Raw genomic sequence first — 26,709 nt, forward strand, 5'->3', positions numbered from 1 at the left:
CCTTCAGTTCAGGTTGTCGCGAATCCGCGTCAACAACTCGCGAGCCTGGCCCGGATCAGCCGCGGTATCAATACTGCGATCAACACTGACCAGTACCTGCTGACCGACCTGAGTCAAGCGGACCTGCAGACGATCATTGTCATCCGAGGGCGGGGGTGGGCTACGACGGAAAAGGCGCGAGAAAAAGCCAGCTTCCGACTGCTCTGCACGAGCCACCGCATCCGCATCTATATAGTAAACCCCGGCACTGCGATTGATATCTGCTACCGGTAATTCTGCCCGCGACAGAGCACTGCCAACCAGTGACCAGCCACGGTTAAACTCGGTCTGCAGACTGAGAACCGGGTTACCGGCGCCATCCTCATCCAGGGACACAGGTATATCAGCCGGCTCACGCTCCAGGGCAGCCAGTGAATTTGCGCCACCTTCCTGCAGTTGATTGAGGTAGCTTTCCAGTTCAGCCAACAGGGTGCGCTCGAGATTGGCGTTCTCTGAACGCTCCGGCCAGTCACTGTAGTCACCACCGGCAGAACGGGTCATGTGCAGGGCATGGATTTCACTGGAGCCAGGCTGAACGCCTGGTTCGATTCGCAGCAGAAAACGGTGGTCACGCCCTCGTGTGCTCCGACCTTCACCCACGGCCGGCACCAGGCGCCGTACCAGTGTATTGTCGGCACGGCTGGCAAAATTCAGCCATTCGGTTTCGGCTACGGCCAGGTCAGCATCTGTCCGCGCCGGACCAACGCGGTAATCGCTCAGGAATTGACGCGCCAGCGGCCAGGATGCGGCCTGTGAATCCTGGCTCTGCAGCCAGATCCGCCCGCCATCCTGCTGCAATGAGTAGTTGGAGCCACCCGCAGTTACCTGCATCGGTTCGGGGCGCGGCACCTCAAAGCTCTCCGCTGCCCCATCAACCACATTCCCCGGGACCGGCAACATGTCACCCAGGGGTTTACTGTCCAGACTGTCAGGAATGGTGATACGCGGCTCAACCTGAGAAATCTGATAATCCGCTCCGCGGTCGCGGAAAAAGCCATCGTCACCCATGAGGTAACCACAGCCCGTCAGGCTGCCGGCAATAACGAGAGACAGTGCACCGAGCACAGGTTTCATGATGTATTCCTTGATAGACATGGTTACCGATAGGTCAAAGCAGGCCACAGTCGCGCAGTGCGTCTCTGACAGGCGCATGGCAGCGTTCACTCAATGGAGTCAGCGGCAAACGAATACCGTCGCCGATCAAGCCCATTTCCTGTAACGCCCATTTGACCGGTATCGGATTGGATTCGATAAACAGCAAGCGATGCAACGGCATCAGTGCTTCATTCAGGCGTCGGGCAGTATCGGCATCGCCGGCCAAAGCTGCGACGCAGAGGTCATGCATGGCCTTGGGAGCAACATTGGCAGTGACCGACACATTACCCTTGCCGCCCAACAGAATCAGTTCAACGGCGGTGGCATCATCGCCGGAGTAGATCGCCAGACGATCACCCACGCGCTCGACCAGTTCGGCAGCACGCTGCATATCACCCGTGGCTTCCTTGATACCGACAATATTGGGTATGTCAGCCAGACGCTCAACCGTGTCGGGCAACATATCCACGGCGGTACGCCCCGGAACGTTGTAGAGGATCTGGGGAATCGCTACAGCTTCGGCAATGAACTTGTGGTGCTGGTACAGACCTTCCTGGGTCGGCTTGTTGTAATACGGCGTCACCAGCAGACAGGCATCGGCGCCCACGCTGCGAGCCGCTTCCGTCAACTCGACGGCTTCACGGGTCGAGTTGGCCCCGGTCCCGGCAATCACCGGAATACGCCCGGCGACCTGATCGACAACCCGTCGAATGGCCTCTTTATGCTCATCCATATCGAGCGTAGCCGATTCCCCCGTAGTGCCCACGGCAACGATACCATCGGTGCCCTGCTCCAGGTGAAAATCGATCAACCGAGCAAGCGCCTGCCAATCCAGGTTGCCACGGGAATCCATGGGGGTAGCCAATGCCACCAGGCTGCCTGCAATCATTCCAACACTCCAGCATGAACAGTAAACGCCAATGGTACTTTCGCCGTGCTGCCAGCACAAGGGACGCGGCACTTCAGCGGACAGCCCCTGCTTGAATCAATGGCCGGCGAGGTGGACAATAGCACCTCGACCGATGGCGCTCCGAAACGCCACACCACGCGATTCATTAAAGGATTTTCATGACAACACCGCCCAGCCAACGGGAGCAGTTTCTGGTCATCAATGCCATGGGCAGCGAACCGACTGCCATGGCCCAGCAACTGGCCCGGCTCTGTGTCGAGCAGCGCTGCCTGATAGTCAGTAGCCGTATGAGCCGACATGGCAGCTGTTCGGTTTTGTTATTACAGGTTAGCGGCCCCTGGGATGCGCTTGCTCGCCTGGAGAGCCTGCTACCCGGCATTGCCAAGCGAGAAAAACTGAGCCTGTCAATTGGCCGCAGCCAGCCGATTGAGGATCGGCCGCAAACCTTGCCCTACAATGTTTTTGTTACCGCCGCCCAGCGCCCCGAGCTGCTGGCAGAGCTGAGTCAGTTTTTCCAGCTACTCGGCATCAGCATTGAAGAACTGAACAGCTTTACCTATCTGGCGCAACATACCGGCACAGCAATGATCAATCTGTCATTGACCATAGCAATACCGGCCGAAACCCAGCTGAGCTGGCTGCGTGAGCAATTTCTTGATTTCTGCGATGAACTCAACCTGGACGCCGTGATTGAACCCTGGCGTCCGTTGCATTAAGGAGACTCAGCATGAGCATTGCTGTCAACCAGCCTGTACCGGACTTTACCGCCCAGGCCACCAGCGATCAGCAAGTACGCCTCAGCGACCTGGCGGGCAAGAACGTAGTGATCTACTTCTATCCCAAGGACAATACACCGGGGTGCACAACTGAAGGCCAGGAATTCCGGGATCGCGAGGCTGACTTTGCAGCAGCCAATACGGTCATCTTCGGTGTTTCCAAAGACAGCCTGCGAGTACACGAGAATTTCAGGGCCAAGCAGGGCTTCCCCTTCGATCTGATCAGCGATCCCGATGAAACCCTGTGCAAGCACTTCGACGTGATCAAACTGAAAAAGCTCTATGGCAAGGAGTATATGGGAATTGAGCGCAGCACTTTTTTGCTCGATACCCAAGGCGTATTGCGACAGGAATGGCGCAAGGTCAAAGTCAAAGGCCATGCCCAGGAGGTACTGGAGGCAGCACAGGCACTGTGATCACCACGGAGCAGGTATCAGGCCTGCTCCACGCTCTCTTCTTCACTGCCCGCGGCCTCCACGCCACGTGGCCAGGCATAGAGCACGGCCTTGAACAAGGTGGCCAGCGGTATGGCGAAGAAAATCCCCCAGAACCCCCACAGGCCTCCAAAAATCAACACTGCCGCGATAATCGCCACCGGGTGCAGATTGACCGCCTCGGAAAACAGCACCGGTACCAGCACATTGCCGTCCAGCGCCTGAATCACTCCGTACACCACAATCAGGGAAAGGAACTCGCTGCTCCAACCCCATTGGAACAATCCGATCATGGCGATCGGAATAGTGGCCACGGCAGCACCAATGTAGGGCACCAACACAGAAAGACCGACCAGCACCGCCAACAAGGCCGCGTAATTAACCCCGAGCACAACAAAGCAGATGTAGGAAACGGCTCCGACAATGATGATCTCGACGACCTTGCCACGTATGTAGTTGGCAATCTGCTGATTCATTTCAGTCCAGACTTCCACCATTAGCCGGCGCTCTTCCGGCAGCCGACTGACCAGCCAGTCACCCAGCTTTTTACTGTCCATCAGAAAGAAAAATACCAGAATCGGCACCAATACCAGATAAATGATGATATTCAACAGCATCGGCAAGCTGGCCAGAGACTGGGATAGCAGCCATTGGCCGAACTGCCCGAACTCGGCATTGGCGGTCAGAATCAACCGCTCGATCTGCCCCTCCGACACAAAGGCAGGATAGCGTTCGGGCAAGTGCATGAGCTGCGACTGCCATTCCGCCAGCATACGCGGCAACTCATTGAACAGCGCCGCCATCTGCTTCCAGACCAAAGGTATGACCACTCCGAACACCGTGCCCAGACCACCCAGAAAGAGCAAGAACACCAGCCATACCGACAGCCAGTGAGGCAATCCCCAGCGCTTGAACAGAGTAACGATGCCTTGCAACAGATAGGCCAGAACCAGGCCGGTGAGCAGGGGCGCCAGTTTGCTGCCAAAAGTGATGATGATGGCAAACCCGAGCGCCAGCACTACTGCCAGCACCACCGCCTCTTCATCCGAGAAATATTTGTGAACCCAATTCCTGAAAACTTTCATCATGCCAGTTGATCTCACGATTTACGCAACCAATAATGAAATTCATCGTCCAAGCTTTCAGCATGCAGCAATGCATGACCGGACAACTCGGCAAAGCGCTGAAAATCGCGCCAGGAACCCGCATCAGTGGCCAACACATGCAGTATTTGCCCGCTGGCCAGTGTGTTCAGCTCCAACTTGGCCTTGAGCAAGGGCAATGGGCAATTCAGGCCGCGGGCGTCCAGTCGGGTGTCTGCATGCAGTTCAATCGGGGCTGACGACATCAATCAAAAGCTCCTTGTTTTCGTGGCGCCAGTATAGCGCTGCACAACCCGCTCCGGACAACCCGGGAAATAAAAGGTCACCATGTCTGTCAAATCCTGTCTCCCACGCCTGCTGGTCGGCAAAACACTGCTCACGCTGTGTCTGTTGGGTATGACACCCGGCGCGCAGGCACAAGCCGATTTCGATTTGCCATCGCTGGGCGATACCAGTGCCGGCATCATGTCCCGTGAACAGGAATACCAACTTGGTCGTGCCTGGCTGGGCATGTTGCGTGGTGCCGTCGCGACCAAGGATGACCCTTTACTGAAAGATTACGTTGAAAGCCACGTCTATCAGCTGGCGGAGACCAGCCAGCTGGTTGATCGCAGGCTTACCTTCGTAGTGGTGGACAGCCCGCAACTGAATGCCTTTGCAGCGCCGGGCGGCATTATCGGCATCAACGGCGGCCTGTTCCTGCACGCTCATACCGAAGGCGAGTTTGCTTCAGTCATGGCCCACGAACTGGCGCACCTCTCTCAGCGCCACTTCTCCCGCAACCTGGAGCAGCAACAACGCATGAGCGTCCCGCTGATGGCTGCCATGCTGGCCAGTATCGTGATCGCTGCTGCCGGTGGAGGTGATGCCGGCTTTGCCGCACTGGCCTCAACGCAGGCAGCGGCCATTCAGGAACAGCGCCGCTTCTCACGGCAAAACGAGCAGGAAGCCGACCGCATCGGCATTCTGAACCTGGAGCAGGCCGGTTATGATCCCCGCGCCATGCCCGACATGTTCGAGCGCCTGGTTCGCAACAGCCGTTTTGACCGTACGCCGCCAGAGTTTTTGCTTACCCATCCAGTCACCCAGTCTCGCATTGCTGATTCACGCAACCGGGCCGAGCAACTTGCGCAAGACAACGGACGGCGTGACAGCCTGGAATACCAGATGTTGCGCGCCCGCGTGCAACTCAGCTATGAAACCAGCCCAGGCGTTGCCGTACGTCGCTTTCAGGCCCAACTGGACGAACACGAGGGCAAACATGCCCCTGCACGCTATGGCCTGGTACTGGCGTTGACCCTCGGCGGGCAGTTCGAGGAAGCCGGGCAGGCACTGCAGCCCTTGCTGGAACAACAACCTGACAACCTCATCGTCCGCCTGGCTGAAGTTGAGCTGCTACGACTGCAGGGGCAAAGCAATGCCGCTCTGACGATTGTCGACCAGTTGCTGAAAATCCGTCCGGACAATTACCCGCTGATGCAAAGCAAGATTGACCTGTTACTGCACCAGCAACGCTATCAGGACGCCGAACGCTTGAGCGACCGGCTGACCAACCAGCGCAGTGATGACCCGGATGTCTGGTACATGGCTGCAGAAATTCGCGGGCTGGCAGACAATATCACCGGTCTGCATATGGCCCGCGCCGAATATTTCATGCTTGCTGGCGATCTCGACAAAGCGGATGAACAATTGGCATTGGCGGCACGCCGGGTACGCGACAATTTCGTCATGCGTTCCCGGGTCGAAGCGCGTCAGCAGCAACTGGCGCGCCAGAGAGAGATTCTGGACAGCTTCTGATCAGGCGTTGCCGACCGCACCGAGATTGGCCTGTCGGGTAAAGTCGAGCATGCGTTCCAGTGGGCGTACTGCCTGCGGGATCAGGCCGCTGTCGACCTCGATTTCATCTGTACCCTGCTCCAGACTGCTCAACACCCGCGGCAAGGTATTCATCGCCATCCACGGGCAGTGCGCACAACTGCGGCAGGTAGCACCATTGCCGGCCGTCGGTGCTTCAATCAACTGGCGATCAGGTGCCGCCTGCTGCATCTTGTAGAAAATTCCACGATCAGTCGCCACGATAAAGGTCGGGTTGGGAAGTGTCTCGGTTGCCTTGATCAGCTGACTGGTCGAGCCCACCACGTCGGCAAGCTCAATCACGGCCGCTGGCGACTCCGGATGAACCAGCACGGCAGCTTCGGGATACACGGCTTTAAGATCGATCAGTGACTGCGCCTTGAATTCCTCATGCACAATACAGCTACCCTGCCACATCAACATATCCGCGCCCGTCTGGGTTTGAATATAGTTGCCCAGATGCTGGTCAGGTGCCCAGAGAATCTTTTCACCACGATCCATCAGGTGTTCGACAATCTGCAAGGCACAACTCGAGGTAACTACCCAGTCGGCACGTGCTTTGACTGCCGCCGAGGTATTGGCATAGACCACTACCGTGCGCTCCGGATGCTGATCGCAGAACGACGAGAACTCATCGATCGGACAACCAATATCCAGCGAACAGGTGGCTTCCAGCGTCGGCATCAACACGCGCTTTTCCGGGCTGAGAATTTTCGAGGTTTCACCCATAAAACGTACCCCGGCCACCACCAGCGTGGTCGCCGGATGATCGCGACCAAAGCGCGCCATTTCCAGTGAATCAGATACACAACCACCGGTTTCTTCCGCCAGCGCCTGTACCACCGGATCAGTGTAATAATGGGCTACCAGTACGGCATTGCGCGCCTTGAGCGCAGCGGCAATACGCCGCTTGTAGTCTTCGGTTTCTTCGGCACTGAGCGGAACAGGCTCACGTGCAGCCAGATGAGCCTGCACCAGCACACGCTCGGGAATCTGTGACATAGCTTCACCCAATCAGATATATGGGTCGATTATACCATGCTGACCCGGAGCAGATCACAGGAGCTTGACCGGTCGCAAAAGAGGGAGAGGTACGGGGAAAGTGGTGGGTCGTGTAGGATTCGAACCTACGACCAATTGGTTAAAAGCCAACTGCTCTACCAACTGAGCTAACGACCCGGAACGCGCGCTATAGTACTGATTTTTCTGATGAACTCAAGCTTTTTGGGATTTTTTTAGTGCTGATAACGGGTCGGGTCCGCCACCCCGGCCTGAGCAAAGCCCTGACTGCGCAGGCGGCAGCTGTCACAGCGACCACAGGCACGCCCGGCGGCATCGGCCTGATAGCAGGAAACCGTCAGGCTGTAATCCACTCCGTGGTTGATACCCGCTATGATAATGTCCGCCTTGCTGAGCATCTGCAGCGGTGTCTGAATACGAAAGGGAGTGCCCTCTACGCCTGCTCGTGTCGCCAGGTTGGCTACCTGCTCGAAGGCCTGAATAAAGTCAGGACGGCAGTCCGGGTAGCCGGAATAGTCCACGGCGTTGACGCCGATAAAGATATCCTGCGCACCCAGCACCTCGGCCCAGCCCAAAGCCAGGGAGAGAAAGACGGTATTGCGCGCAGGGACATAGGTAACGGGTATACCTTCCTGTGGCGTTTCCGGAACGGCAATAGACGAGTCGGTCAACGCCGAGCCCCCCATGCCATTGAGGTCCAGCCCGATGACCTTGTGCTCGACGACCCCGGCATGCCGGGCAATCTGCTCGGCTGCGACCAGTTCTGCCCGATGTCGCTGACCATAGTCAAAACTCATGCTGTAACAGATATAGCCCTGAGCCTGAGCCATCGCCAGCACTGTGGCTGAATCAAGCCCACCGGAAAGAAGTACCACTGCTTTTTTCTGGTCTGTCATTTCAATGCCCCGGCTGGTCATTCCACAGATACTTGTGCAGCTGCAACTGAAAGCGCACCGGCAGGTTGTCGGCCACTATCCAGTCGGCCAGTTCGCGCGCATCGAGCTCAGCATGGCTGGGCGAGAACAACACCTCGCCAACCTGTTCCGCCAGACCATACTCATCCAGCTTGAAGCGGGCCCAGTCATAGTCTGCCCGATTGCAGAGCACAAACTTGACCTGATCCTGTGGCCCCAGCAAGGCGATATTGCTGTACAAATTTCGACCAACCTCAGCCGATCCCGGCGTTTTCAGATCGACCACCCGGCTTACCCGCGGATCAACCGCACTGACATCCATGGCTCCGCTGGTTTCCAGGGAAACCTGATAGCCGGCATCACACAACTGCCTGAGCAGCCGCAGGCAACCCGGCTGCGCCAGGGGTTCGCCACCCGTTACGCAAACATAACGCGGCCGATAAGCGCCAACCTGCTGGAGAATGTGTTCAAGCGGCATACTCTCGCCACCATTGAATGCATAGGCGCTATCACAATACTGGCAGCGCAACGGGCACCCGGTAAGGCGCACGAATACCGTAGGCAGGCCGATGGTGCGGCTTTCACCCTGCAATGAATGGAAAATCTCCGTAATCCGGAGCGTCGAAGACAGTTCAGTGGTCATTGGTCAATACCGGGCAGCACTGCGTAACAGGCAGAGGCCTATCATCAGGCCAGGTAAATCCCGACCCTGAATCGTGGAAAGGGTTATTTTAACCGAGACAGCAGGAAAAGACAGGCAGGATCAGTTCAGATTGGCCATATCCCGACGAGCCAGTTGCGCCGCGGAACTATTGGGATACTCGGCAAGTACCCGCTGAAACCATTCACGCGCCTGGGCATTGTTCTCCCGCCGACGCTCGACATCGCCCAGTTTGTAGAGCGTATCAGCTTCCTTGCGGTGACCGGGGTAGCGACTGAGAACCCGCTGGAAAGCCTGTTCTGAAGCGGTGTAATCCGATTCAGCCAGGTAGAGTTCGCCCAGCCAGTATTGCGCATTACCGGCATAATCACTCTCCGGATAACGGCGCAGGAAAGCGTTGTAAGCCGCAATGGCCTGGGTAAAATTACGCTGCCTGACCTGGTCATAAGCAGCTTCGTAGAGCAATTTCTCCCGCTCCGGATCCGGCTCGGCGACTGCCTCGTTCGTATCCAGCGGTAGCTGATCCGTCACTTGGGGTGACACAGGCTGCTCTGCAACAGGTGCGTTGTTGTCAGGCTCGGGACCAGAAGAACCTGAAACAGCTTGCAAGCGACGATCAATATCCTCGTAACGGGTTTGCTGATCATCTTCCATGCGGCTAATACGGTGCTCCTGCTCTTCGAGCATGCCACGCAGCATGGAAACCTCCTGCTGCAACTGATACAGCTGTTGCAGCAGTTGGCCCTGAGGTGACACATCCGAGCGTACCTGGGGTACATTGACTGCCGTTGAACTGCGGGAACCGTTACCGCCTCCCCGCTCATCCACCGGCACCTGGGCCAGCGCAAGCGCCGGCACCAGCATGGTCAGAACAGCAACCCCGCTGAGTACTCTCATGTCACTCCCTTATTTGCGCAGCTCAACGCGACGATTCTGAGCCCAGGCTTCTTCGCTGGAGCCCGTGGCTGCCTGACGCTCTTCACCGTAGGAAACCAGTTCCAGCTGGCTGGCTGAAACGCCTTGCAGTACCAGGTAACGCTGAACGGCAGCCGCACGGCGCTCGCCCAGGGCCATGTTGTATTCACGCGTACCGCGCTCATCAGTGTGGCCTTCCAGCACAACGCGCTGGCCGGACGCCTTCAGGTCACGGGCGTGAACATCGAGGGCGCGCATGGCTTCGGCTTTCAGCTCAGCGCTGTCAAACTCGAAGTAGAAGGTAGTGATGGCACGCAGAGCTGCTTCTTCGCTGCTGACGCCTGACGAGGTATCAGCACCGGAAGTAGAACTGCTGTTGTACCCCTCATTGGGATCGACCGCGCCGGTACCCGTTGACTGGGAACCCTTCGACGAACAGCCAACTACCAGACCAAAAGCAACCAGCAGAGCAGCAAACTTGCCGACAGTAGTAATTTGCATCATAGACTCCTGAAAAACCCCATAAGTGTGTGTTGGTGCGCCCTATGGCAGGTATGGGGACCATGATGGCACGCGCAAGTCATCGAATGGCGTCGGAATAACCGATCGCACACGACCATTGGTCGAAACCAGCATGAGTACACCTCGCCCCTGTTGACGGGTAGCATAAATTAACATAGTGCCGTTGGGTGCAACAGTAGGTGATTCATCCAACGACGTTTCTGTTAAGACTCTCACATTACCGCGCTGCAGATCCTGCGTGGCAATCTGAAAATTACGATATCCGTCCTGGCGGTGCACCATCACCATGGTGCGTCCATCAACGGATAATTTGGCATTGGCATTGTAGTTACCGACAAACGTCAACCGCTCGGCATTGCCCGTGCGCAAATCCTGCTTGTAGATCTGAGGCCGGCCGCCACGGTCGGACGTAAACACCAGAGTGTTGTTGTCCTTCCAGAATGGCTCGGTGTCGATCGCGAAATGGTTCGTCACCCGACGTATCTGCCGACTCTCCATGTCCATGGTATATATCTCCGGGTTACCGTCGCGTGACAATACGAAAGCCAGTCTTTTGCCATCAGGTGACCAGGCCGGAGCGCTGTTCAACCCCTCGAAACTGGTTACCCGCTCGCGACGTCCGGTACTGACCCAGTGCACAAAAATCTGCGGCCGGCCGGACTCAAAGGACACATAGGCAATGCGCTCCCCATCCGGTGCGTAGGACGGAGTCAGAATCGGCTCACTGGACTGCAACAAGGTAACTGAACGCTTGCCATCATAATCGGAGCGTTTGAGAGTAAAGCGTATGTTATCCGCAGAAAAACGCTCAGCCGCGACGTACAGCAGCTTGGTGCTGAAAGCGCCCTGAATACCGGTTATTTCCTCAAACACCTCATCACTGAGGCGATGCGCCATATCACGCAACTGATTGCGCGAACCACTGATGGTTCGAGTCAACAGCTCCTGTTCGCGAATAACGCTGTACAACGTATAGGTCAGGCTGAAACTGTCCGTTTCACCTTCGCGGGTGACATTGCCGACCACGACATAATCCGCGCCCAGCATACGCCAGTCCCGAGGAAAAATTTCATCTGCCCGCACTGGCTGGCCAAGCATCACATTGCGCGCCAGAGGAGCGAACATGCCGCTGTTGTACAGGTTGTCAGCCGTAATCTGTGCCATGTCCTCGTCAAGCGGCGAACTGCCTTGCCAGCCAAAGGGCGCTACGGCAATCGGTACCGATTTGTCGGTCCCACGGGTAATTTCGATCGCATCCTGAGCCATTGCCAGCTGCAACCAGCAGAGGCTGAACAGGGCAAGCAGACAGGTTTTCAGTTGCATCTTCATCAGTAAGCCAAGTCCTCTGGTCTGAACCGCAGCGTACGCTGACGATACAAACGGTCAAAAGTTGCCGGATTTTCCCGCGACAGCTGCCGCATTTCCGGAATCCGTCCGACGTTACGTACCGCCTGCACAGCCGACTGATCAAAACCGGGGTCACCGCTGGAGCGCGTGACCACCACATCGGTAATCTGCCCGGTAGGCACCATGCTGATACGTACTTCTACTACCATTTCATTGCGTGCCGTCGGCGGCCGCCGCCACTGTTCGCTGACATAGCGTCGAATCAGATCATCATAACTCGCTGCTACCTGATCGCCATGACGATCGGCCTGCGCTCGTTGATAGGCTGCTTCATTGGCCAAAAGTTCCGCCAGCGCCCGGGCGCGCTCTTCCTCTTGTGCACGACGCCGCTCCTCTGCAGCCTCACGCTGCCGCTGCGCCTCGGCTTCCGCTTCACGTTGGGCCCTGGCGGCCGCTTCACGGCGTTCTGCTTCAGCCGCAGCCTGACGCTTTGCTTCTTCCTCCCGCTGGCGGGCCTGCTCGGCAGCGCGGCGCTCGGCTTCGGCGGCTTCTCGTCGGGCCTGCTCCTCGGCCTCACGGCGTGCTTGCGCTTCGGCTTCACGTTGGCGAGCTTCAGCCTCGGCCTGTTCACGCGCCTGCTGTTCAGCTTCCAGCCTGGCCTGCTCCTGCTCCCGCGCCACTCGCTCGCGCTCGGCCTGTTGCTGACGTTGCTGCTCTTCTCGCTGTGCCGCCTCTTCCTGCTCACGCTGTTGCCGCGCCAATTGCTCGGCTTCATGACGCTGTGCTGCCGTGCGTTCGGCTTCGCCGGCAATCCGCTGTTCGGTAGCCGTCATTGCCGGGCTGCTCGACTCGAGCTGCACCAGAGTCGCCTGCACGATCGGCCGCGCCGGCTCATACTCCGGAGCACTACTGAAAGAAACGGCAAACATTAGTATCACCGCCAGATGCAGACCCAACGCCTTGATCACCGCTGGGCCGTAACGGCCGGCGGGTACCGGTTGCAGTCGCTGATCGTGCGTATTCACGGCGCCTCGGTAATCAGACCGACATTGGGAACACCGGCCTGCTGCAAGGCAGCCATCGCCGCCACAACCAGACCATAATTTGCCTGCTGATCGCCGCGAATATATACCAGCGTATCCGGACGTGCCTGGATCACCTTGCTGACACCTTCAGTCATGTCTTCCAGGCTGACCGCGCTATCCGTATGCTCTTCGGTATCCACTGCCTCGCCCAGATTCCAGTAATAGGTACCATCGGCCAATACCGACAGGGTCAACACCTGTTGTTGACTATCAGCAGGCAATACCTCACTGCTGACCTGAGGCAAGTCCACCCTCACCCCCTGATTGAGCATGGGCGCGGTCACCATAAAAATCACCAGCAACACCAGCATGACGTCGATATAGGGTACGACGTTCATCTCGGCTACCGGTTTGCGTTTCTGCCGCCGTCCTCTTCGCTGCATGAACTACTCCCGCCTACTCGTCGCTGGCATGCACGCGGCGGTGCAGGATGCTGGAAAATTCATCGGCAAAGGTCTCGTAACGACTGAGCAGCATTTCCGAACGTGAAGAGAACCGGTTGTAGGCGATCACAGCAGGAATTGCGGCGAACAAGCCCATGGCCGTAGCAATCAGGGCCTCAGCAATCCCTGGCGCGACTGTCGCCAGTGTCGCCTGTTGCGCGGCTGCCAGCCCGCGAAACGAGTTCATGATGCCCCACACGGTCCCAAACAGGCCGATGTAGGGGCTTGTCGACCCGACGGTAGCAAGGAAGGGAAGGTGCTGCTCCAGGCGCTCTTCCTCGCGAGAAATGGCCACCCGCATGGCGCGCTGCACCGCATCCATCACCGCCCCCGGATTGACTCCCGGTTGCTGACGCATACGTGAAAATTCCTTGAAGCCGGCGCGAAAGATCTGTTCCAGGCCTGAATCGGGATCTGGCTTGCCGGTCACTTCGCGATACAGCTTGGACAGGTCTACCCCGGACCAGAAACGGTCTTCAAACTCGTCCAGCGCCGCTTTCGAGGCCCGAATGGCTGTACTACGCTGAAAAATCATCACCCAGGAAATGATCGAAGCCAATACCAGGCTAAGCATGACCAATTGCACCAGAACACTGGCGCTGGTGATCAGATACCACATCGACATTTGTTCAGCTTGCACGCTATGTGTCTCCCCATTCAGCGCCGGATTCCAACGTCATGCCACGACGAAAAGCCGTAGCCAGTTCTTGCGGAAAAGGCCGTGGCCGGTAGCTGTCTGCCTTCACGCAGGCCACCAGCGCCTCCCCCTCACACAACAAGGTGCCATCAGAACGTTTGATCTGCTGACGAAAGCGTACACTCACACGCTTCACTTCCATGACCTCGGCAGTGATCACAAGTTCATCATCCAGACGCGCAGAGGCGTGATATCTGGCCGATACCGAGTGCACAACGAAAATGATATTTTCCTGCTGCAGAACGCTTTGATCAAAGCCCAGGCCGCGCAACCGCTCAGTGCGCGCCCGTTCCATGAACTTCAGGTAATTGACGTAGTAAACAATGCCGCCGGCATCGGTATCTTCGTAATAAACGCGGGCCTTGAGCGCGAACGGCTGCCCTGACTGTTCAGCGTGCATAATGTAGAACCTGTTTATGGTTTTGCATAGGGGGTGAGCAACGCAACAATGAAATAAATCTGCTCCGTTGCATCGTCACGTTCAACCGCCGCCAGCAGGATCAAACAAATCCGCCGTCGGATCGCCTAAACGCCCTGGAACATTGAGTCCGAAGTGCTGATAGGCATGCCGGGTCAGCATTCGACCGCGCGGGGTGCGGGTAATGAAACCCTGCTGGATCAGAAAAGGCTCCAGCACATCTTCAATCGTGTGCCGCTCTTCACTGATCGCTGCTGCCAGGCTGTCAATGCCAACCGGGCCGCCATCAAACTTGTCGATCATCGCCAGCAGCAGGCGACGATCCATGTGATCGAAGCCCTGCTCATCCACATTCAGCAAATTCAGCGCCTGATCCGCCACTGACTGGGTAATCACGCCCTGACTGCGCACCTCGGCAAAATCCCGTACCCGACGCAACAGGCGGTTGGCAATCCGCGGCGTGCCACGCGAGCGCTTGGCCACTTCCAGGGCGCCGTCCGCATCCAGATGCATGCCGAGAATCTGCGCCGAACGGCCAACAATAATTGCCAGATCCGGCACCGAGTAAAACTCCAGCCGCTGCACAATGCCGAAGCGATCACGCAATGGATTGGTCAACATACCCGCCCGCGTTGTCGCCCCGACCAGGGTAAAAGGCGGCAGATCCAGCTTGATCGAGCGCGCCGCCGGCCCGTCACCGATCATGATATCCAGCTGATAATCTTCCATCGCTGGATACAGAATTTCTTCCACCACCGGAGACAAGCGATGGATCTCGTCAACGAAGAGCACATCGCCGGCTTCGAGATTGGTCAGCATCGCTGCCAGATCACCGGCTTTTTCAAGTACCGGGCCGGAGGTGCTTTTCACCTGCACACCCATCTCGTTGGCAATAATGTTCGCCAGGGTGGTCTTGCCCAGCCCCGGCGGGCCAAAGATCAATACATGATCCAGCGCCTCGCCACGACCTTTCGCCGCCTGGATAAACAGCTCCATCTGCTCGCGCACCACCGGCTGGCCGATATAATCAGCCAACTGCAGCGGGCGAATAGCCCGGTCAATCACCTCTTCCTGTTGCCGCGGACTGGCCGCAATCAGGCGATCTTCTTCAATCATGCATTACCCGCCAAACCGGTGAACTCCATACCGCTCACACCATGCCCTTGAGTGCGCGCCGAATCAACTCTTCACTGCTCAAGCCTTCCGACTCCACCGCGCTCACTGCCCGGCTCGCCTCCTGCGGCTTGTACCCCAGGCCAATCAGGGCGCTGAGGGCATCATCCACCGCCGACGCCACCTGCGGTGCGGCCGAGGGCCCGGCCAGGGGCTGCAAGGCACCCGGCAGGGTCTCCCAGGCCTTGAACCTGTCCTTCAGTTCGACCAGCAGACGCTCGGCGGTCTTCTTGCCAACACCGGGAATTTTCACCAGCGCCCGCGTATCCTGGGCCTGTACTGCACGCACCAGCTCGTCCATATCCATGCCCGACATCAACGCCAGCGCCAGCTTAGGCCCTACCCCGTTCAGGCGGATCAGCTCACGGAACAACTCACGCTCACGCTTTTCCAGAAAGCCATACAACAGCTGCGCGTCTTCACGCACCACCATATGGGTATGCAGTACCACTTCATTACCCAGGGTCGGCAGGTTATACAAAGTACTCATGGGCGCATCCAGCTCATAGCCGACGCCCCCCACTTCCAACAATAAATGAGGCGGCTGCTTGTCGATCAGCACTCCGCGCAGACGTCCAATCACGGTTTTCTCCTGAGGCTTTATATGCTTCGTATTGTATTGGAAATACTGATTTGGCCAGTTCCGAGTCAGGAGCGAGGTTGCCTGTCACCGGTTCCAGGCACGCTGTCCCATCCCTGGGCGCTCGACGATAGCCATCCATGGCTCTCGACGACCTGAAACCGGTGACAGGCAACCCCGCTCGTATAGTCAGTGCATCAAGTCATTGTTTCTTACAGCGCCAGGCAAATGCACAAACTTGAATGGCGCTCTTTGACATAGCCTACCCCAGACCGCCGATGTACAGGCGACCGCCATGGATGGCGGAAGAGCAGACAATGCAGGAGCAATTGTCTGCCGTGCATCGACGAGCCCCAGGGGTGAAGCAAGCGCTTGCGAAGCACAGCTTCGCGCGCAGCTGAACGCCCGTCAATCTGTGATTGCGGGCCGGCCCGGAGGGGCTTGTAGCGTGTCTGGGGTAGGCTATGCCAAAGGGTGCCGATAACGCAGAAGGATGAGTGGCTTTCTGGACGCAATTTAAACTAGCAGCAATTAGCTTAACGTCGCCGCACCCGCCCCGACCTTAACCCGAGCGCCGCCGCACCCAACTGCCGATGCACTCCTTCCGCATGGGCATGACACAAAGCCACGGCCAGCGCATCCGCCGCATCCGCCTGCGGGCGCCCTGACAACCCCAACAAATGCTGCACCATATGCTGCACCTGCTCCTTGGTCGCCGCACCGGTACCGACCACCGCCTGCTTCACCTGCCGTGCCGAATACTCATGTACCTCCAGCCCGGCACTCACCCCCGCCACAATCGCCGCCCCACGTGCCTGGCCCAGCTTCAACGCCGAATCCGCATTGCGCGCCATAAACACCTGCTCAATACTCATCAAGGTCGGCTGATGCTCCAGAATCAAGACTGAGAGCTGCTCGAAAATCACCTTCAAGCGCTGAGGAAAGGCGCCGTCACCCAGACGAATACATCCCGACGTGACATATTCCGAGCGCCCGGACGTCACCCGCACTACCCCGAAACCGGTAATGCGCGAACCCGGATCAACACCAAGAATCACAGCCATAGGGTAATTTGCATCCTGCCCCGCAAAAAGTGAAAGTCCGACCACTGACCACCTGCAGGGAATCATCCCCCAGGCATGCTCCCGCCACAAGTCCGCAAGGTCGATCAGGCCACCAGATAACAAAAAGGGAGGCCAATGCCTCCCTGTATCTATCAACCCGTGCGTATCAGCTCAACCGAGCTGATCAATAATCTCATCCGAGAAATCCGCATTGGTATAGACGTTTTGCACATCGTCCAGATCTTCCAGCATATCTACCAGACGGATCAGCTTCTCCGCAGTATCCAGATCTACCGGTACCTGAATGTCCGCCAGCATGGAGACTTCCGCATGCTCGGCAGTCAGCCCGGCGGCATCCAGCGCATCCTTGACGGCGCCGAAGGTCTCGAAGGCGGTGTAGACGTCGATGCTGTCATCATCGTTGGTGACCACATCCTCGGCACCCGCTTCCAGCGCGACCTCCAGCACCTGTTCCTCATCAACCCCGGCAGGGAAGCTCAACTGCCCACGACGATTGAACAAATAGGCGACCGAGCCGTCGGTGCCCAGATTGCCGCCGCACTTGTTGAACGCGTGGCGCACTTCGCTGACCGTACGGTTGCGGTTATCGGTCATCACTTCAACCAGCACGGCCACGCCGCCAGAGCCATAACCTTCATAGGTCAGCTCCTCGACGTTGTCAGCCTCGTTATTGCCGGCACCGCGGGCGATGGCGCGATCAATGGTATCGCGGGTCATATTCGAGCCCAGCGCCTTGTCCACGGCCGAGCGCAAACGCGGGTTATCAGCAGGCTCTGGCCCACCCAGCTTGGCCGCGATGGTGAGCTCGCGAATCAGCTTGGTAAAGATCTTGCCGCGTTTGGCGTCTTGAGCCGCCTTGCGGTGCTTGATATTGGCCCATTTGGAATGACCGGCCATATTTCACTCCGTTTTCTTAATTACTTACAAACCTGTTCAAGTCGAGATGAGAGCCGTCGCCAGCGCAGGTCAGGCAAGGCGGAAAGAGGTGAGAAAGCGCAGTTTGCAATTGCAAATGAGCATTTCGAACCTCTTTCCAACGCTGCATGGCCAAGCGCAGCAGGCTCTCACTCGACTTTAGGTTGTTCGCGCAACCGGATATTCAGCTCACGCAACGCCTTGGCATCGACGGTACCCGGTGCCTGGGTCATGACACAGGCAGCGCTCTGGGTTTTCGGGAAGGCGATGACTTCGCGGATCGAGCTGGCGCCGGTAATCAGCATCACCAGGCGATCCAGGCCAAAGGCCAGACCACCATGCGGCGGCGCACCGTACTTCAGCGCGTCGAGCAGGAAGCCGAATTTCTCCTGCTGCTCCTCAGCGCCAATGCCGAGAATCTCGAACACCGCCTGCTGCATGTCGCGGCGATGGATACGGATGGAACCGCCACCCAGTTCGGTGCCGTTGAGCACCATGTCGTAGGCTCGGGACAATGCAGTCGCAGGATTAGACTTGAGGTCTTCCGGGCTGCACTGTGGCGCAGTAAAGGGGTGGTGCAGCGCTGAGAGACGGCCTTCGTCATCTTCCTCGAACATCGGGAAGTCGACAACCCAGAGCGGTGCCCATTCGCAGGTCAACAGCTCCAGATCGTGGCCCAGCTTGATGCGCAGCGCGCCCAGGGCTTCGCTGACGATACGCGCCTTGTCGGCACCGAAGAAAATAATGTCGCCATCTTCCGCGCCAACACGATCGAGAATAACCTGCAGGTTGTCTTCCGGGATGAACTTGACGATCGGTGACTGCAGCCCCTCAACACCCTTGGCACGCTCATTGACCTTGATATAGGCCAGGCCCTTGGCCCCATAGATGCCGACGTATTTGGTGTAGTCGTCGATCTGCTTGCGCGGCATGCTGGCTCCACCGGGAACCCGCAGGGCAGCCACGCGACCTTTGGGATCCTTGGCCGGGCCACTGAATACCTTGAATTCGACATCGGCCAGCTGGTCTTCAACATCCACCAGCTCCAGCGGAATACGCAAATCCGGCTTGTCCGAGCCATAACGCTGCATGGCTTCGGAGAAAGGCATACGCGGGAAGTCACCCAACTCGACATCCAGCACTTCCTTGAACAGCTGGCGAATCATGCCTTCGGTCAGGCCCATGATGTCCTGCTCGTCCATAAAGCTGGTTTCGATATCGATCTGGGTGAATTCCGGCTGGCGATCCGCCCGCAGATCTTCGTCACGGAAACACTTGGCGATCTGGTAGTAACGATCAAAGCCCGAGATCATCAACAACTGCTTGAACAGCTGTGGCGATTGCGGCAAGGCAAAGAAGGTACCGGGATGCGTACGGCTGGGCACGAGATAGTCACGCGCCCCTTCTGGCGTGGCGCGGGTCAGAATCGGGGTTTCCACATCGAGGAAGTCGTTGTCATCGAGGAAGCGGCGCACGCTGCTGGTAATCTTTGAACGCAGCTTGAGCTTGGCGGCCATTTCCGGCCGACGCAGGTCGATGAAGCGGTAGCGCAGGCGGGTTTCTTCGCCGACGTCAGAGTACTCATCCAGCGGGAAAGGCGGCGTTTCGGCCTGGCTCAGCACTTCCAGTTCGTAACCCAGGACTTCAATGGCCCCCGATGCCATGTTCGGGTTCACGGCACCCTCGGGGCGCGGACGCACCTTGCCGGTCACCTTGACGACAAATTCGCTGCGTACCCGATCAGCCTTGTTGAACGTCTCTTCGCGGTCAGGGTCAAAAACAACCTGGGCCAGACCTTCGCGATCACGAATATCAAGAAAGATCACCCCACCGTGGTCACGACGGCGATGAACCCAGCCGCAGAGAGTGATTTCCTGGTCCGCCAGACTCGGGTTGAGCTGGCCACAATAATGGGTACGCATCATGATGAGGTCTATCCTGTTTGCTGGTGTGTGCCTGCCCTGACTGGTTGTGGAGCGGCGGCATGATCCGAAAGCCGCATAATATACCCGAAACAGCCACCTGCCTGCGAGGGGTAAAGGCAATATGGCTTACAGCTGATCACCGTCATTTACTGCCAATGCATTGCGCCGTATACCTGAACGCACCGACGGTTCTTTTCAGCCAAAAACGATGTCAGGGATGCTGGTGTTAAAGAATTTGCTCTTCCGCTTCAATAGTGCGGATTATCGCTTTGATATCGGTTATCAGAAAGAGTAAAATATTTTGCGCAACGGATTGCACCACTTTAAAGGATTAAAGGAAATTTTCATGCCTCCCAACCTACCCTATACATTGCCGGGCACTGTATCTGGCCAGATCGAGTATCTAAGTCAACTAATTGGCTTACCACGCAACACTTTTGGTACTTATGAAGGCCTGCCTGCCATCCCCGATGACATTGCAGTGGAGATCCTTACCGGAATTGTTCTGTACCATCACTTGGCGGTCTCAAGGTCCAAGTGCAACACATGAGATAGAGTGTTGCCATGAAAACCTACACGCATTTAACTACTGATGAACGGGTCGCCTTGATGCTGATGCGAAACAAAGGGTTGAGCCTGCGTTCTATCAGCCACCACCTGGGCCGAAACGCCAGCAGCCTCAGTCGGGAACTCAAACGTAATAGCACCGGAAAGCATTACGATGTCATTCATGCTTGCGCCTTGGCGCGTGAGCGGCGAAGCATACCCCGGCGCCAAAGTCGCTTGCTACCAGACAGCGAGTTTTTCCTGGTTGTACGCAAAATGCTCAAACGGGGCTGGTCTCCCCAACAAATCGCGTCCAGACTGAAACATCAATGGCCGGACAGCCCCGAGTTTCATGTGAGTCACGAAAGTATCTACCTTGCCATCTACGCGCATCCCCGCGGCGAACTCAAGCGGCAACTGATCAGCTACTTGCGCCAAGGTCACGGCAAGCGTCGCCGCCGCACAGTCAACGCAGAACGGCGTGAGCGCTATCCCTCTGAACTGAGCATCCATTTGCGACCTCCAGAGGTTGAGGATCGCCTGATTCCGGGGCACTGGGAAAGCGACCTGATTATGGGAGCCGGTAACCGCTCGGCCGTAGCAACGATGGTTGAGCGTACCAGCCGCTTTGTTGTTTTGGCCAAGCTGGACGCCCCAACGGCTGAATGTGCGTCACAGGCGATAACGCGCGAAATGACTCGACTCGCACCTTCACTGCTCAAAACCATGACGCACGACCAGGGCAGTGAGATGGCACGTTATCAGGACATTACCGCCCAGACGGGCATGAAGATCTATTTTGCCGATCCACACAGCCCATGGCAGCGCGGTAGCAACGAAAACACCAACGGCCTGCTACGCCAGTACCTGCCAAAAGGAACAGACTTGTCCACGGTCAGTCAGGAGCGCCTTGATGAGATTGCCAACTTGCTGAATACTCGACCACGCCAGACGTTAGGCTGGAAATTTCCGGTTGAAGTGCTTGTTGAGTACCTTCAGCTGTCGGCGAGCAATAATCTTGAATCCATTAACTGAGTGTTGCACTTGGATCCTGAGACCGCCCTTACCCCGCCATGAACGAAGCCAGGTTTTACGACTCATCCATCAGCATTTGCAAGGGCGTCCAGCCATCTCGTACGCAGTTGCAAAAATCACCGATCCCATGATTAACCCCTCATGGGGTCTTTGGGCAAAAACAACGGCAGAGCTTGAAGCAGATCTAGAGCTCGCAGAAAAAGTAAGCATGGTTTTGGGCTTATCTGGCTTTGGCTTTACGGTATCCTCGCTGAATAATATCGCTAACAAACCTCGAGGCAATGCCATTCTAATGGTGTTGATATGGGGCTTCATTTACGCCCACGAGGCAGACAGAACGGCAACCCAGCAAGAACTTGTCCGACGGGCCCGGAGTCACTGAATGATACTGTATACTTCAACCGCCGCCAACGCTTTGGAAAAAAGCATACTTTATCGCTGGATAAAATTTTTTACGTTACTGATTGGAATTCCGCTTGGACACTCATTCATGCAAAGTGATATTGAGCTGGGCTTTGGACTAAAAATAATTATCATTCATGTCGTCTTCTTTATTGTTATTTATACGCAAATCCACTTAAGTGATTGGCTCTCCAGCGCACGCAATAAGAAGGTTCAGCTTGCCAGCCTGAAGCATGGCAAGCTATCACTCAAATTTGACGTCAATTCAGAGCATGATATTTCAACCATACAACGCATTGAGTTCCACATGCCCAGCTCTTTCAGAATATGGGCCTGGCCGCCTACCAAGAATATCATAAGGCTTATTTGCATTGACGGTACCAAAGAGCTAAAAACGCGTTACAGATTAACGGCACTCCAGTCTTTTCTGGATGAAATCAACTGCATTCTTGATGAAAAAAGAGAGTCAGGCCGCAATGAAATGTCCGACGCTTAAGGAAATGCTACCCAAGATTTTGTCCGCCGAGTCCGGAGTCACTAAATGGTTCTGTATATTTCAACTGCCGCCAACGCTTTGGAAAAAAGCATACTTTATCGGTGGGTCAAATTTCTTTTGATACCAACTGTAATTCTGCTGGGGAGTTCATTCCTGCAAAGTGACATCGAGCTGGGGGTTGGGCTAAAAATAATTATCGTTCATGTCGCGATTTATTTTATCATGTATCCATTTGCCCACTTAAGCAATTGGCTCTCCAGCGCGCTCAACAAAACGGTTCAGATCGCGAGTCTGGAGCATGGCAAGCTATCGCTCAACCTTGACGTCAAGTCAGAGCATGAGCTTTCAAAAATACATCGCATTGAGTTTCATGCCCCCAGCGTTTTTAAAACATGGAATTGGCCGTACGCTAGGAACACCATAAGGCTTATTTGCAGTGACGGAACCAAAGAACTGAAAACGCGCTTCGAATTAAAGGCGCTCCAGTCCTTTCTGGATGAAATCAACTGCATTCTTGATGAAAACAGAGAATCAGGCCGCAATGAAATGTCCGACGCGTAAGGAAACGCTACCCCAATAAACCCGGGGAGCCTCTAGGCAACGCTGTAACAGGTATATGTGAGAAGCCAAGCCGACTTCAATCTGATAACCTCAGCTATGCGTCAATTGCTGGCAAGGGGCAGCCATTTTCGCTTGCCCCCCTTGCTCTGGGGGTCTGAATGCTGCCCGTAGCCGGCTGTCTGACCATTGTTTCAGGCTTTATAACTCTTCCATGAAATCAGGATGTTGTCATGAAAATTGATATCGGTATCCAGGAAAATGATCGCGCCCAGATTGCTCAGGGCCTGTCACACCTGCTGGCAGACACTTACACGCTGTACCTGAAAACCCACAACTTCCACTGGAACGTCAAAGGCCCGATGTTTCAGACCCTGCACCTGATGTTCGAAACCCATTACACCGAACTGGCTGTAGCAGTGGATGATATTGCCGAGCGTATTCGCACTCTGGGGTTCCCGGCCCCCGGAACCTACAAGCAGTTTGTTGAACTCAGCTCGATCAAGGAAGAAGAAGGCGTACCCGAAGCCACCGCAATGGTCCGCCTGCTGGTAGAAGCTCATGAAGCTTGCGCTCGCACTGCTCGCAAGGCTTTCCCGGTCTGCGACAAGGCTAGCGACGAGCCTACCGCTGACCTGCTGACCCAGCGCCTGCAAGTACATGAGAAAACCGCCTGGATGCTGCGCAGCCTGCTGGAGGAGTAAGTCCCGCACCGGCTCCACCGTGAGCCGGCCACTTGGTCATCGCGTTCTTTCAGGTTAGAGTGCCCTGCCCCGGCGTCACGCATGGTTAGACCGGGGCCATGACAAACACATTGCCTGAAAGGAACAACCGCTTGAATAGTCTTCGTTATCTCCACCTTGCTTTTGGCCTGGTCAGCCTTCTTGTCGGCTTGATCATGGCCTGGCCGCTGTTCAATCAGAGCGGCCCGGTCGACTTTTCCGCCGTCAGCGCCACCATGGCTATTTTTATCGGCCTGCTCAACCTGCAACAATTCAATAATACCAACCAGGCCAATCTGACCAGCCAGCTGTCCGGGCTGGTGCTGCTGATCAGCAGCCTGGTTCCGCTGGCAGCCCTGCTTCTTAACCCGGCCATCGATGAGCTACTGCCTTTTGCCATTGGCTTAAGTGTTGCCGCTGTGTGCGCGCTCAGTGTCAGCACATTGCGTCAGCAATGGCCTCGGCGCACGAAAAAACCTGCCACCAGCAAAGGCTCGCGCAAGCGCAAAAGTAGCCGCCCCGGCAAAACCACTCCAGCAGCCGACTCGGGACGTGAGCAAGGACAGGTGAAGTGGTTCAATGCCAGCAAGGGCTTCGGCTTTATTTCCCGTGACCAGGGTGGCGATGTATTTGTTCATTTCCGCGCCATTCGCGGTGAAGGCCATCGCGTTTTGATTGAAGGACAATCAGTCAGCTTTACGGTTGAAGAGCGTGAGAAAGGCCTGCAAGCGGAAGACGTCGACATTCTCTCCTGAGGCCAGTGGGCGGCTTCAAGCCGCCCATTGACAAGCAATCCCCGTAAACGACATGTGCATTCAATAGTGCGGTGGGGGTGGCTCCTCGCTGGCATCTGCCGGCAAGTTTGCCGCCAGGTCCGTCTGTCGGCGCGCCACCAGCTCCAGGGCACGCTGCATGCGCAGCAACCTTTCCTGTAACTGCGCCACTTCGGTGTTCAGAGCATCAATAGTGTCATCCTGAAACGCCAGCCGAGTCTCCAGCGTAGCCAGCCGCTGCTCCAGATCAATCATCATCCTCTCCCCAGGCAAAACTGTCCGGTAAATAGGGCCGCAGCGCTTCCAGGCGGGCAGCCAACTGCGCGTCCGTGTAAGGCATTGCCGGGTGCTTGCCCCATACTGGTGCCGGCCAGGCGGCATCCTTCCTGAAGCGGGCAATATGATGCAGATGCAGCTGACTCACCATATTGCCCAGCGCAGCCACGTTGAGCTTGTCCGGCTGAAAGGCCGACAGCAGACATTCCTGCAGCTGACAGGACTCCTCAAGCAGCTGAATCCGGTCCTTTGGCGACAGTTGGACAATTTCTGTAATATTTGCCCGACGCGGCACCAGGACAAACCATGGATACTGCGCATCGTTTATTAACAACAAGTTACATAGTGGAAAGCTACCTAGCACATTAGCATCATTGCGTAACTGCGGATCCAGGCTGAAAATAGAGCTGGTGGGGGGCATGTTTCCTCCAGGGATGAACAAGACAATTGGCCGCCCTGTCTCGGCAAGGCGTGCAATATATCAGGCAAGAATGCCGGACGTATGGACTCTCGGCGCTCTGGTGCATTTTTTTGCGTACAACTGGCGGTTGTGCCTTGTCACAAAAATGACAACTATGCCCGCTTTTGCAGCAGATAACTTTCAAAAGCACAGTTTAAGTGCTTTAATCTCGGCGATGACAATAAAAAACAAAATCGGTTCCGTGAATCCGTACTTTTTTAACTGAAGGAGCACACAATGAAAAACGCCATCAAATGGAGTTCAGTCGCTCTCGCCGTTGCCATGGGCAACAGCTTGATCGCAGCACAGGCTACTGCCGGTGAAGGTTTTGTCGAAGGCGCTTCGGCCGACTTGAAATCCCGCACCATGTACTTCAACCGTGATTTTCGCAGTTCCGGCTCCGCCGGCAAGCGAGAAGAAGCGGCTCAAGGCTTCGTTCTCGACTTCAAATCCGGTTATACCCAGGGCGCAGTAGGCTTCGGCGCTGATGTAGTCGCCATGGCCGGTATCAAGCTGGACAGTAGCCGCAGTCGTGCAGGCACTGGCCTGCTGGAACTGGACAGCACTGGCCGCGCAGAAAGCGAATACGCCGAGATCCGCGGTGCACTGAAGTTGCGCATTGCTGAAGACACCGAATTCCGCTACGGCGTGCATTTCCCGACCAACCCGGTTGTCGCCTATGACGACGCTCGCCTGCTGCCCAATCATTATTCCGGCTACAGCGTCACCAACAGCTCCGTCGACGGCCTCTTCCTTGAAGCCGGTCGCATGGACAAGCGCGGCCCAATGGGTGATTCCGGCGAACTGGATTCAGTATCCACCTTCGAGGATTCCGACGACCTGTATTACGTCGGCGGCACCTATGCCTTCAATGACAATCTGAGTGCCAGCCTCTACACGTCGGAAATTGATGATGCCTGGGAGCGCCACTTTGTCGGTGTAACCCATACGCTTGAGCTGTCTGGCGATCTTAGCCTGACTACCGATCTGGCGCATTATCAAACCTCTGATGAGAGCGGCCCCGCCTCGAACTACGACAACGATGCCACCTCTCTGGCGTTGACCCTGGGTGCCGGTCACCACGCCCTTACCTGGGCACACCAGCGCATGGACGGTGATACTGGTTACGCCTACGACGATGGTGCCGTTTTCCTGGCCAACTCGGTTCAGTATCTGGACTTCAACGCCAAGGACGAGCGCTCCTACCAGCTGCGTTATGACTATGACTTCGCTGGTATTGGCATCCCCGGCCTGACCTTCATGACCCGTTACATTCGCGGTGAAAACATCGATATCGTCGGTCGAGACACCCGCTGGGAGCGTGACACCAACATCTCCTACACCGTACAAAATGGCGCCCTGGAAGGCCTGAACCTGCTGTGGCGTAACGCTACTGTTCGTCAGGATACCAACCTTGACGGCGGCGACGTGGATGAAAACCGTGTCATCGTTTCCTACTCCTGGAACCTGCTCTAAGCAGCAACAGGCAGGAACTGAACAAGCCCGGCCATGCGCCGGGCTTTTTCTTGC

At 56.5% G+C, this 26,709-nt stretch carries 30 protein-coding genes and 1 tRNA gene; 9 read left to right on the top strand and 22 right to left on the bottom strand.

Going from position 1 to position 26,709, the window contains the following annotated elements:
* Window positions 1–3 precede the first annotated feature (3 nt).
* The gene (bamC, locus tag BLU07_RS09645; protein ID WP_157719167.1) at window positions 4–1,113 is read right to left on the bottom strand and encodes an outer membrane protein assembly factor BamC; all 1,110 of its coding nucleotides are present in this window, start codon (window positions 1,111–1,113) and stop codon (window positions 4–6) included.
* 34 nt (window positions 1,114–1,147) lie between these two features.
* Window positions 1,148–2,023, bottom strand: coding sequence for a 4-hydroxy-tetrahydrodipicolinate synthase (gene dapA, locus BLU07_RS09650; protein WP_092386408.1), 876 nt, complete (start codon window positions 2,021–2,023; stop codon window positions 1,148–1,150).
* A 179-nt stretch (window positions 2,024–2,202) separates the two neighbouring features.
* Here dapA and BLU07_RS09655 point away from each other — a divergent pair, with 179 nt between their 5' ends.
* On the top strand, window positions 2,203–2,760 hold the full coding sequence (locus BLU07_RS09655; RefSeq protein WP_092386410.1) for a glycine cleavage system protein R: 558 nt from the start codon (window positions 2,203–2,205) through the stop codon (window positions 2,758–2,760).
* Between the two features lie 11 nt (window positions 2,761–2,771).
* The gene (locus BLU07_RS09660; RefSeq protein ID WP_092386412.1) at window positions 2,772–3,236 is read left to right on the top strand and encodes a peroxiredoxin; all 465 of its coding nucleotides are present in this window, start codon (window positions 2,772–2,774) and stop codon (window positions 3,234–3,236) included.
* Window positions 3,237–3,253: 17 nt separating this feature from the next.
* Here BLU07_RS09660 and BLU07_RS09665 read toward each other — a convergent pair whose 3' ends face one another.
* Together BLU07_RS09665 and BLU07_RS09670 are read right to left on the bottom strand one after the other, a co-directional pair.
* A complete protein-coding gene (locus BLU07_RS09665) occupies window positions 3,254–4,342 on the bottom strand; it encodes an AI-2E family transporter (protein ID WP_092386414.1) in 1,089 nt (362 codons plus the stop codon).
* A gap of 11 nt (window positions 4,343–4,353) precedes the next feature.
* Window positions 4,354–4,602: a sulfurtransferase TusA family protein gene (locus BLU07_RS09670; protein WP_092386416.1), complete on the bottom strand. Its 249-nt coding sequence runs from the start codon at window positions 4,600–4,602 to the stop codon at window positions 4,354–4,356.
* A gap of 82 nt (window positions 4,603–4,684) precedes the next feature.
* Here BLU07_RS09670 and BLU07_RS09675 point away from each other — a divergent pair, with 82 nt between their 5' ends.
* Window positions 4,685–6,154: a M48 family metalloprotease gene (locus BLU07_RS09675; RefSeq protein ID WP_092386418.1), complete on the top strand. Its 1,470-nt coding sequence runs from the start codon at window positions 4,685–4,687 to the stop codon at window positions 6,152–6,154.
* Here BLU07_RS09675 and nadA read toward each other — a convergent pair whose 3' ends face one another.
* The 16 genes from nadA to aspS all read right to left on the bottom strand — a co-directional run bounded on the left by nadA (window position 6,155) and on the right by aspS (window position 19,911).
* A complete protein-coding gene (nadA, locus tag BLU07_RS09680) occupies window positions 6,155–7,213 on the bottom strand; it encodes a quinolinate synthase NadA (protein WP_092386420.1) in 1,059 nt (352 codons plus the stop codon). It lies immediately after the preceding gene.
* 101 nt (window positions 7,214–7,314) lie between these two features.
* Window positions 7,315–7,390, bottom strand: a tRNA-Lys gene (locus tag BLU07_RS09685).
* A 56-nt stretch (window positions 7,391–7,446) separates the two neighbouring features.
* On the bottom strand, window positions 7,447–8,127 hold the full coding sequence (gene queC, locus BLU07_RS09690; protein ID WP_231701621.1) for a 7-cyano-7-deazaguanine synthase QueC: 681 nt from the start codon (window positions 8,125–8,127) through the stop codon (window positions 7,447–7,449).
* Between the two features lies 1 nt (window position 8,128).
* Window positions 8,129–8,776: a 7-carboxy-7-deazaguanine synthase QueE gene (queE, locus tag BLU07_RS09695; RefSeq protein ID WP_092389744.1), complete on the bottom strand. Its 648-nt coding sequence runs from the start codon at window positions 8,774–8,776 to the stop codon at window positions 8,129–8,131.
* A gap of 132 nt (window positions 8,777–8,908) precedes the next feature.
* Complete coding sequence (ybgF, locus tag BLU07_RS09700) at window positions 8,909–9,703, bottom strand: tol-pal system protein YbgF (RefSeq protein WP_092386424.1); 795 nt, start codon at window positions 9,701–9,703, stop codon at window positions 8,909–8,911.
* A gap of 9 nt (window positions 9,704–9,712) precedes the next feature.
* Window positions 9,713–10,222 carry a peptidoglycan-associated lipoprotein Pal gene (pal, locus tag BLU07_RS09705; RefSeq protein ID WP_092386426.1) on the bottom strand — a complete coding sequence of 170 codons (510 nt, stop codon included), beginning with the start codon at window positions 10,220–10,222 and terminating at the stop codon, window positions 9,713–9,715.
* Window positions 10,223–10,264: 42 nt separating this feature from the next.
* Window positions 10,265–11,566, bottom strand: coding sequence for a Tol-Pal system beta propeller repeat protein TolB (gene tolB / locus BLU07_RS09710; protein WP_407920110.1), 1,302 nt, complete (start codon window positions 11,564–11,566; stop codon window positions 10,265–10,267).
* 5 nt (window positions 11,567–11,571) lie between these two features.
* On the bottom strand, window positions 11,572–12,615 hold the full coding sequence (tolA, locus tag BLU07_RS09715; RefSeq protein WP_231701622.1) for a cell envelope integrity protein TolA: 1,044 nt from the start codon (window positions 12,613–12,615) through the stop codon (window positions 11,572–11,574).
* Window positions 12,612–13,058 carry a protein TolR gene (gene tolR / locus BLU07_RS09720; protein WP_092386430.1) on the bottom strand — a complete coding sequence of 149 codons (447 nt, stop codon included), beginning with the start codon at window positions 13,056–13,058 and terminating at the stop codon, window positions 12,612–12,614. The genes tolA and tolR overlap by 4 nt, the downstream gene beginning before the upstream one ends.
* A 13-nt stretch (window positions 13,059–13,071) precedes the next feature.
* Window positions 13,072–13,743, bottom strand: coding sequence for a protein TolQ (gene tolQ / locus BLU07_RS09725; RefSeq protein WP_092389748.1), 672 nt, complete (start codon window positions 13,741–13,743; stop codon window positions 13,072–13,074).
* Between the two features lie 16 nt (window positions 13,744–13,759).
* Window positions 13,760–14,215: a tol-pal system-associated acyl-CoA thioesterase gene (gene ybgC, locus BLU07_RS09730; protein ID WP_092386432.1), complete on the bottom strand. Its 456-nt coding sequence runs from the start codon at window positions 14,213–14,215 to the stop codon at window positions 13,760–13,762.
* An 81-nt stretch (window positions 14,216–14,296) separates the two neighbouring features.
* A complete protein-coding gene (gene ruvB, locus BLU07_RS09735) occupies window positions 14,297–15,349 on the bottom strand; it encodes a Holliday junction branch migration DNA helicase RuvB (protein ID WP_092386434.1) in 1,053 nt (350 codons plus the stop codon).
* 34 nt (window positions 15,350–15,383) lie between these two features.
* A complete protein-coding gene (ruvA, locus tag BLU07_RS09740) occupies window positions 15,384–15,989 on the bottom strand; it encodes a Holliday junction branch migration protein RuvA (protein ID WP_092386436.1) in 606 nt (201 codons plus the stop codon).
* 533 nt (window positions 15,990–16,522) lie between these two features.
* Window positions 16,523–17,050 carry a crossover junction endodeoxyribonuclease RuvC gene (ruvC, locus tag BLU07_RS09745; RefSeq protein ID WP_092386438.1) on the bottom strand — a complete coding sequence of 176 codons (528 nt, stop codon included), beginning with the start codon at window positions 17,048–17,050 and terminating at the stop codon, window positions 16,523–16,525.
* A 171-nt stretch (window positions 17,051–17,221) separates the two neighbouring features.
* The gene (locus tag BLU07_RS09750) at window positions 17,222–17,968 is read right to left on the bottom strand and encodes a YebC/PmpR family DNA-binding transcriptional regulator (RefSeq protein WP_092386440.1); all 747 of its coding nucleotides are present in this window, start codon (window positions 17,966–17,968) and stop codon (window positions 17,222–17,224) included.
* A gap of 167 nt (window positions 17,969–18,135) precedes the next feature.
* Window positions 18,136–19,911 carry an aspartate--tRNA ligase gene (gene aspS, locus BLU07_RS09755; protein ID WP_092386442.1) on the bottom strand — a complete coding sequence of 592 codons (1,776 nt, stop codon included), beginning with the start codon at window positions 19,909–19,911 and terminating at the stop codon, window positions 18,136–18,138.
* Between the two features lie 564 nt (window positions 19,912–20,475).
* Between aspS and BLU07_RS09760 the strand changes: the two genes are divergently transcribed.
* The 5 genes from BLU07_RS09760 (at window position 20,476) to BLU07_RS17975 (ending at window position 24,425) form a co-directional block, all read left to right on the top strand.
* On the top strand, window positions 20,476–21,492 hold the full coding sequence (locus BLU07_RS09760) for an IS30 family transposase (protein WP_092386444.1): 1,017 nt from the start codon (window positions 20,476–20,478) through the stop codon (window positions 21,490–21,492).
* 382 nt (window positions 21,493–21,874) lie between these two features.
* The gene (locus BLU07_RS09770) at window positions 21,875–22,390 is read left to right on the top strand and encodes a hypothetical protein (protein ID WP_092386448.1); all 516 of its coding nucleotides are present in this window, start codon (window positions 21,875–21,877) and stop codon (window positions 22,388–22,390) included.
* Between the two features lie 45 nt (window positions 22,391–22,435).
* A complete protein-coding gene (locus BLU07_RS09775) occupies window positions 22,436–22,951 on the top strand; it encodes a hypothetical protein (protein ID WP_092386450.1) in 516 nt (171 codons plus the stop codon).
* 230 nt (window positions 22,952–23,181) lie between these two features.
* Entirely contained in the window at window positions 23,182–23,652 is a 471-nt protein-coding gene (locus BLU07_RS09780; RefSeq protein ID WP_092386452.1) for a Dps family protein, read from the top strand.
* Window positions 23,653–23,783: 131 nt separating this feature from the next.
* Window positions 23,784–24,425 carry a cold-shock protein gene (locus BLU07_RS17975; protein ID WP_269434153.1) on the top strand — a complete coding sequence of 214 codons (642 nt, stop codon included), beginning with the start codon at window positions 23,784–23,786 and terminating at the stop codon, window positions 24,423–24,425.
* Between the two features lie 60 nt (window positions 24,426–24,485).
* Here the strand turns inward: BLU07_RS17975 and BLU07_RS09790 are convergent, their stop codons facing one another.
* Together BLU07_RS09790 and BLU07_RS09795 are read right to left on the bottom strand one after the other, a co-directional pair.
* Window positions 24,486–24,701 (bottom strand): SlyX family protein, encoded by a 216-nt coding sequence (locus BLU07_RS09790; RefSeq protein WP_197674991.1) that lies wholly within the window; start codon window positions 24,699–24,701, stop codon window positions 24,486–24,488.
* Window positions 24,691–25,122, bottom strand: a complete 432-nt coding sequence (locus tag BLU07_RS09795; protein WP_197675117.1) for an HIT domain-containing protein — start codon at window positions 25,120–25,122, stop codon at window positions 24,691–24,693. Before BLU07_RS09795 ends, BLU07_RS09790 begins: the two co-directional genes overlap by 11 nt.
* A gap of 294 nt (window positions 25,123–25,416) precedes the next feature.
* On the opposite strand from BLU07_RS09795, the gene BLU07_RS09805 reads away from it, so the two are divergent.
* The gene (locus BLU07_RS09805) at window positions 25,417–26,655 is read left to right on the top strand and encodes an OprD family porin (RefSeq protein ID WP_092386458.1); all 1,239 of its coding nucleotides are present in this window, start codon (window positions 25,417–25,419) and stop codon (window positions 26,653–26,655) included.
* Window positions 26,656–26,709: the final 54 nt, after the last annotated feature.

Origin of the sequence: Halopseudomonas salegens, from assembly GCF_900105655.1 — a bacterium.
Lineage (GTDB): Bacteria > Pseudomonadota > Gammaproteobacteria > Pseudomonadales > Pseudomonadaceae > Halopseudomonas > Halopseudomonas salegens.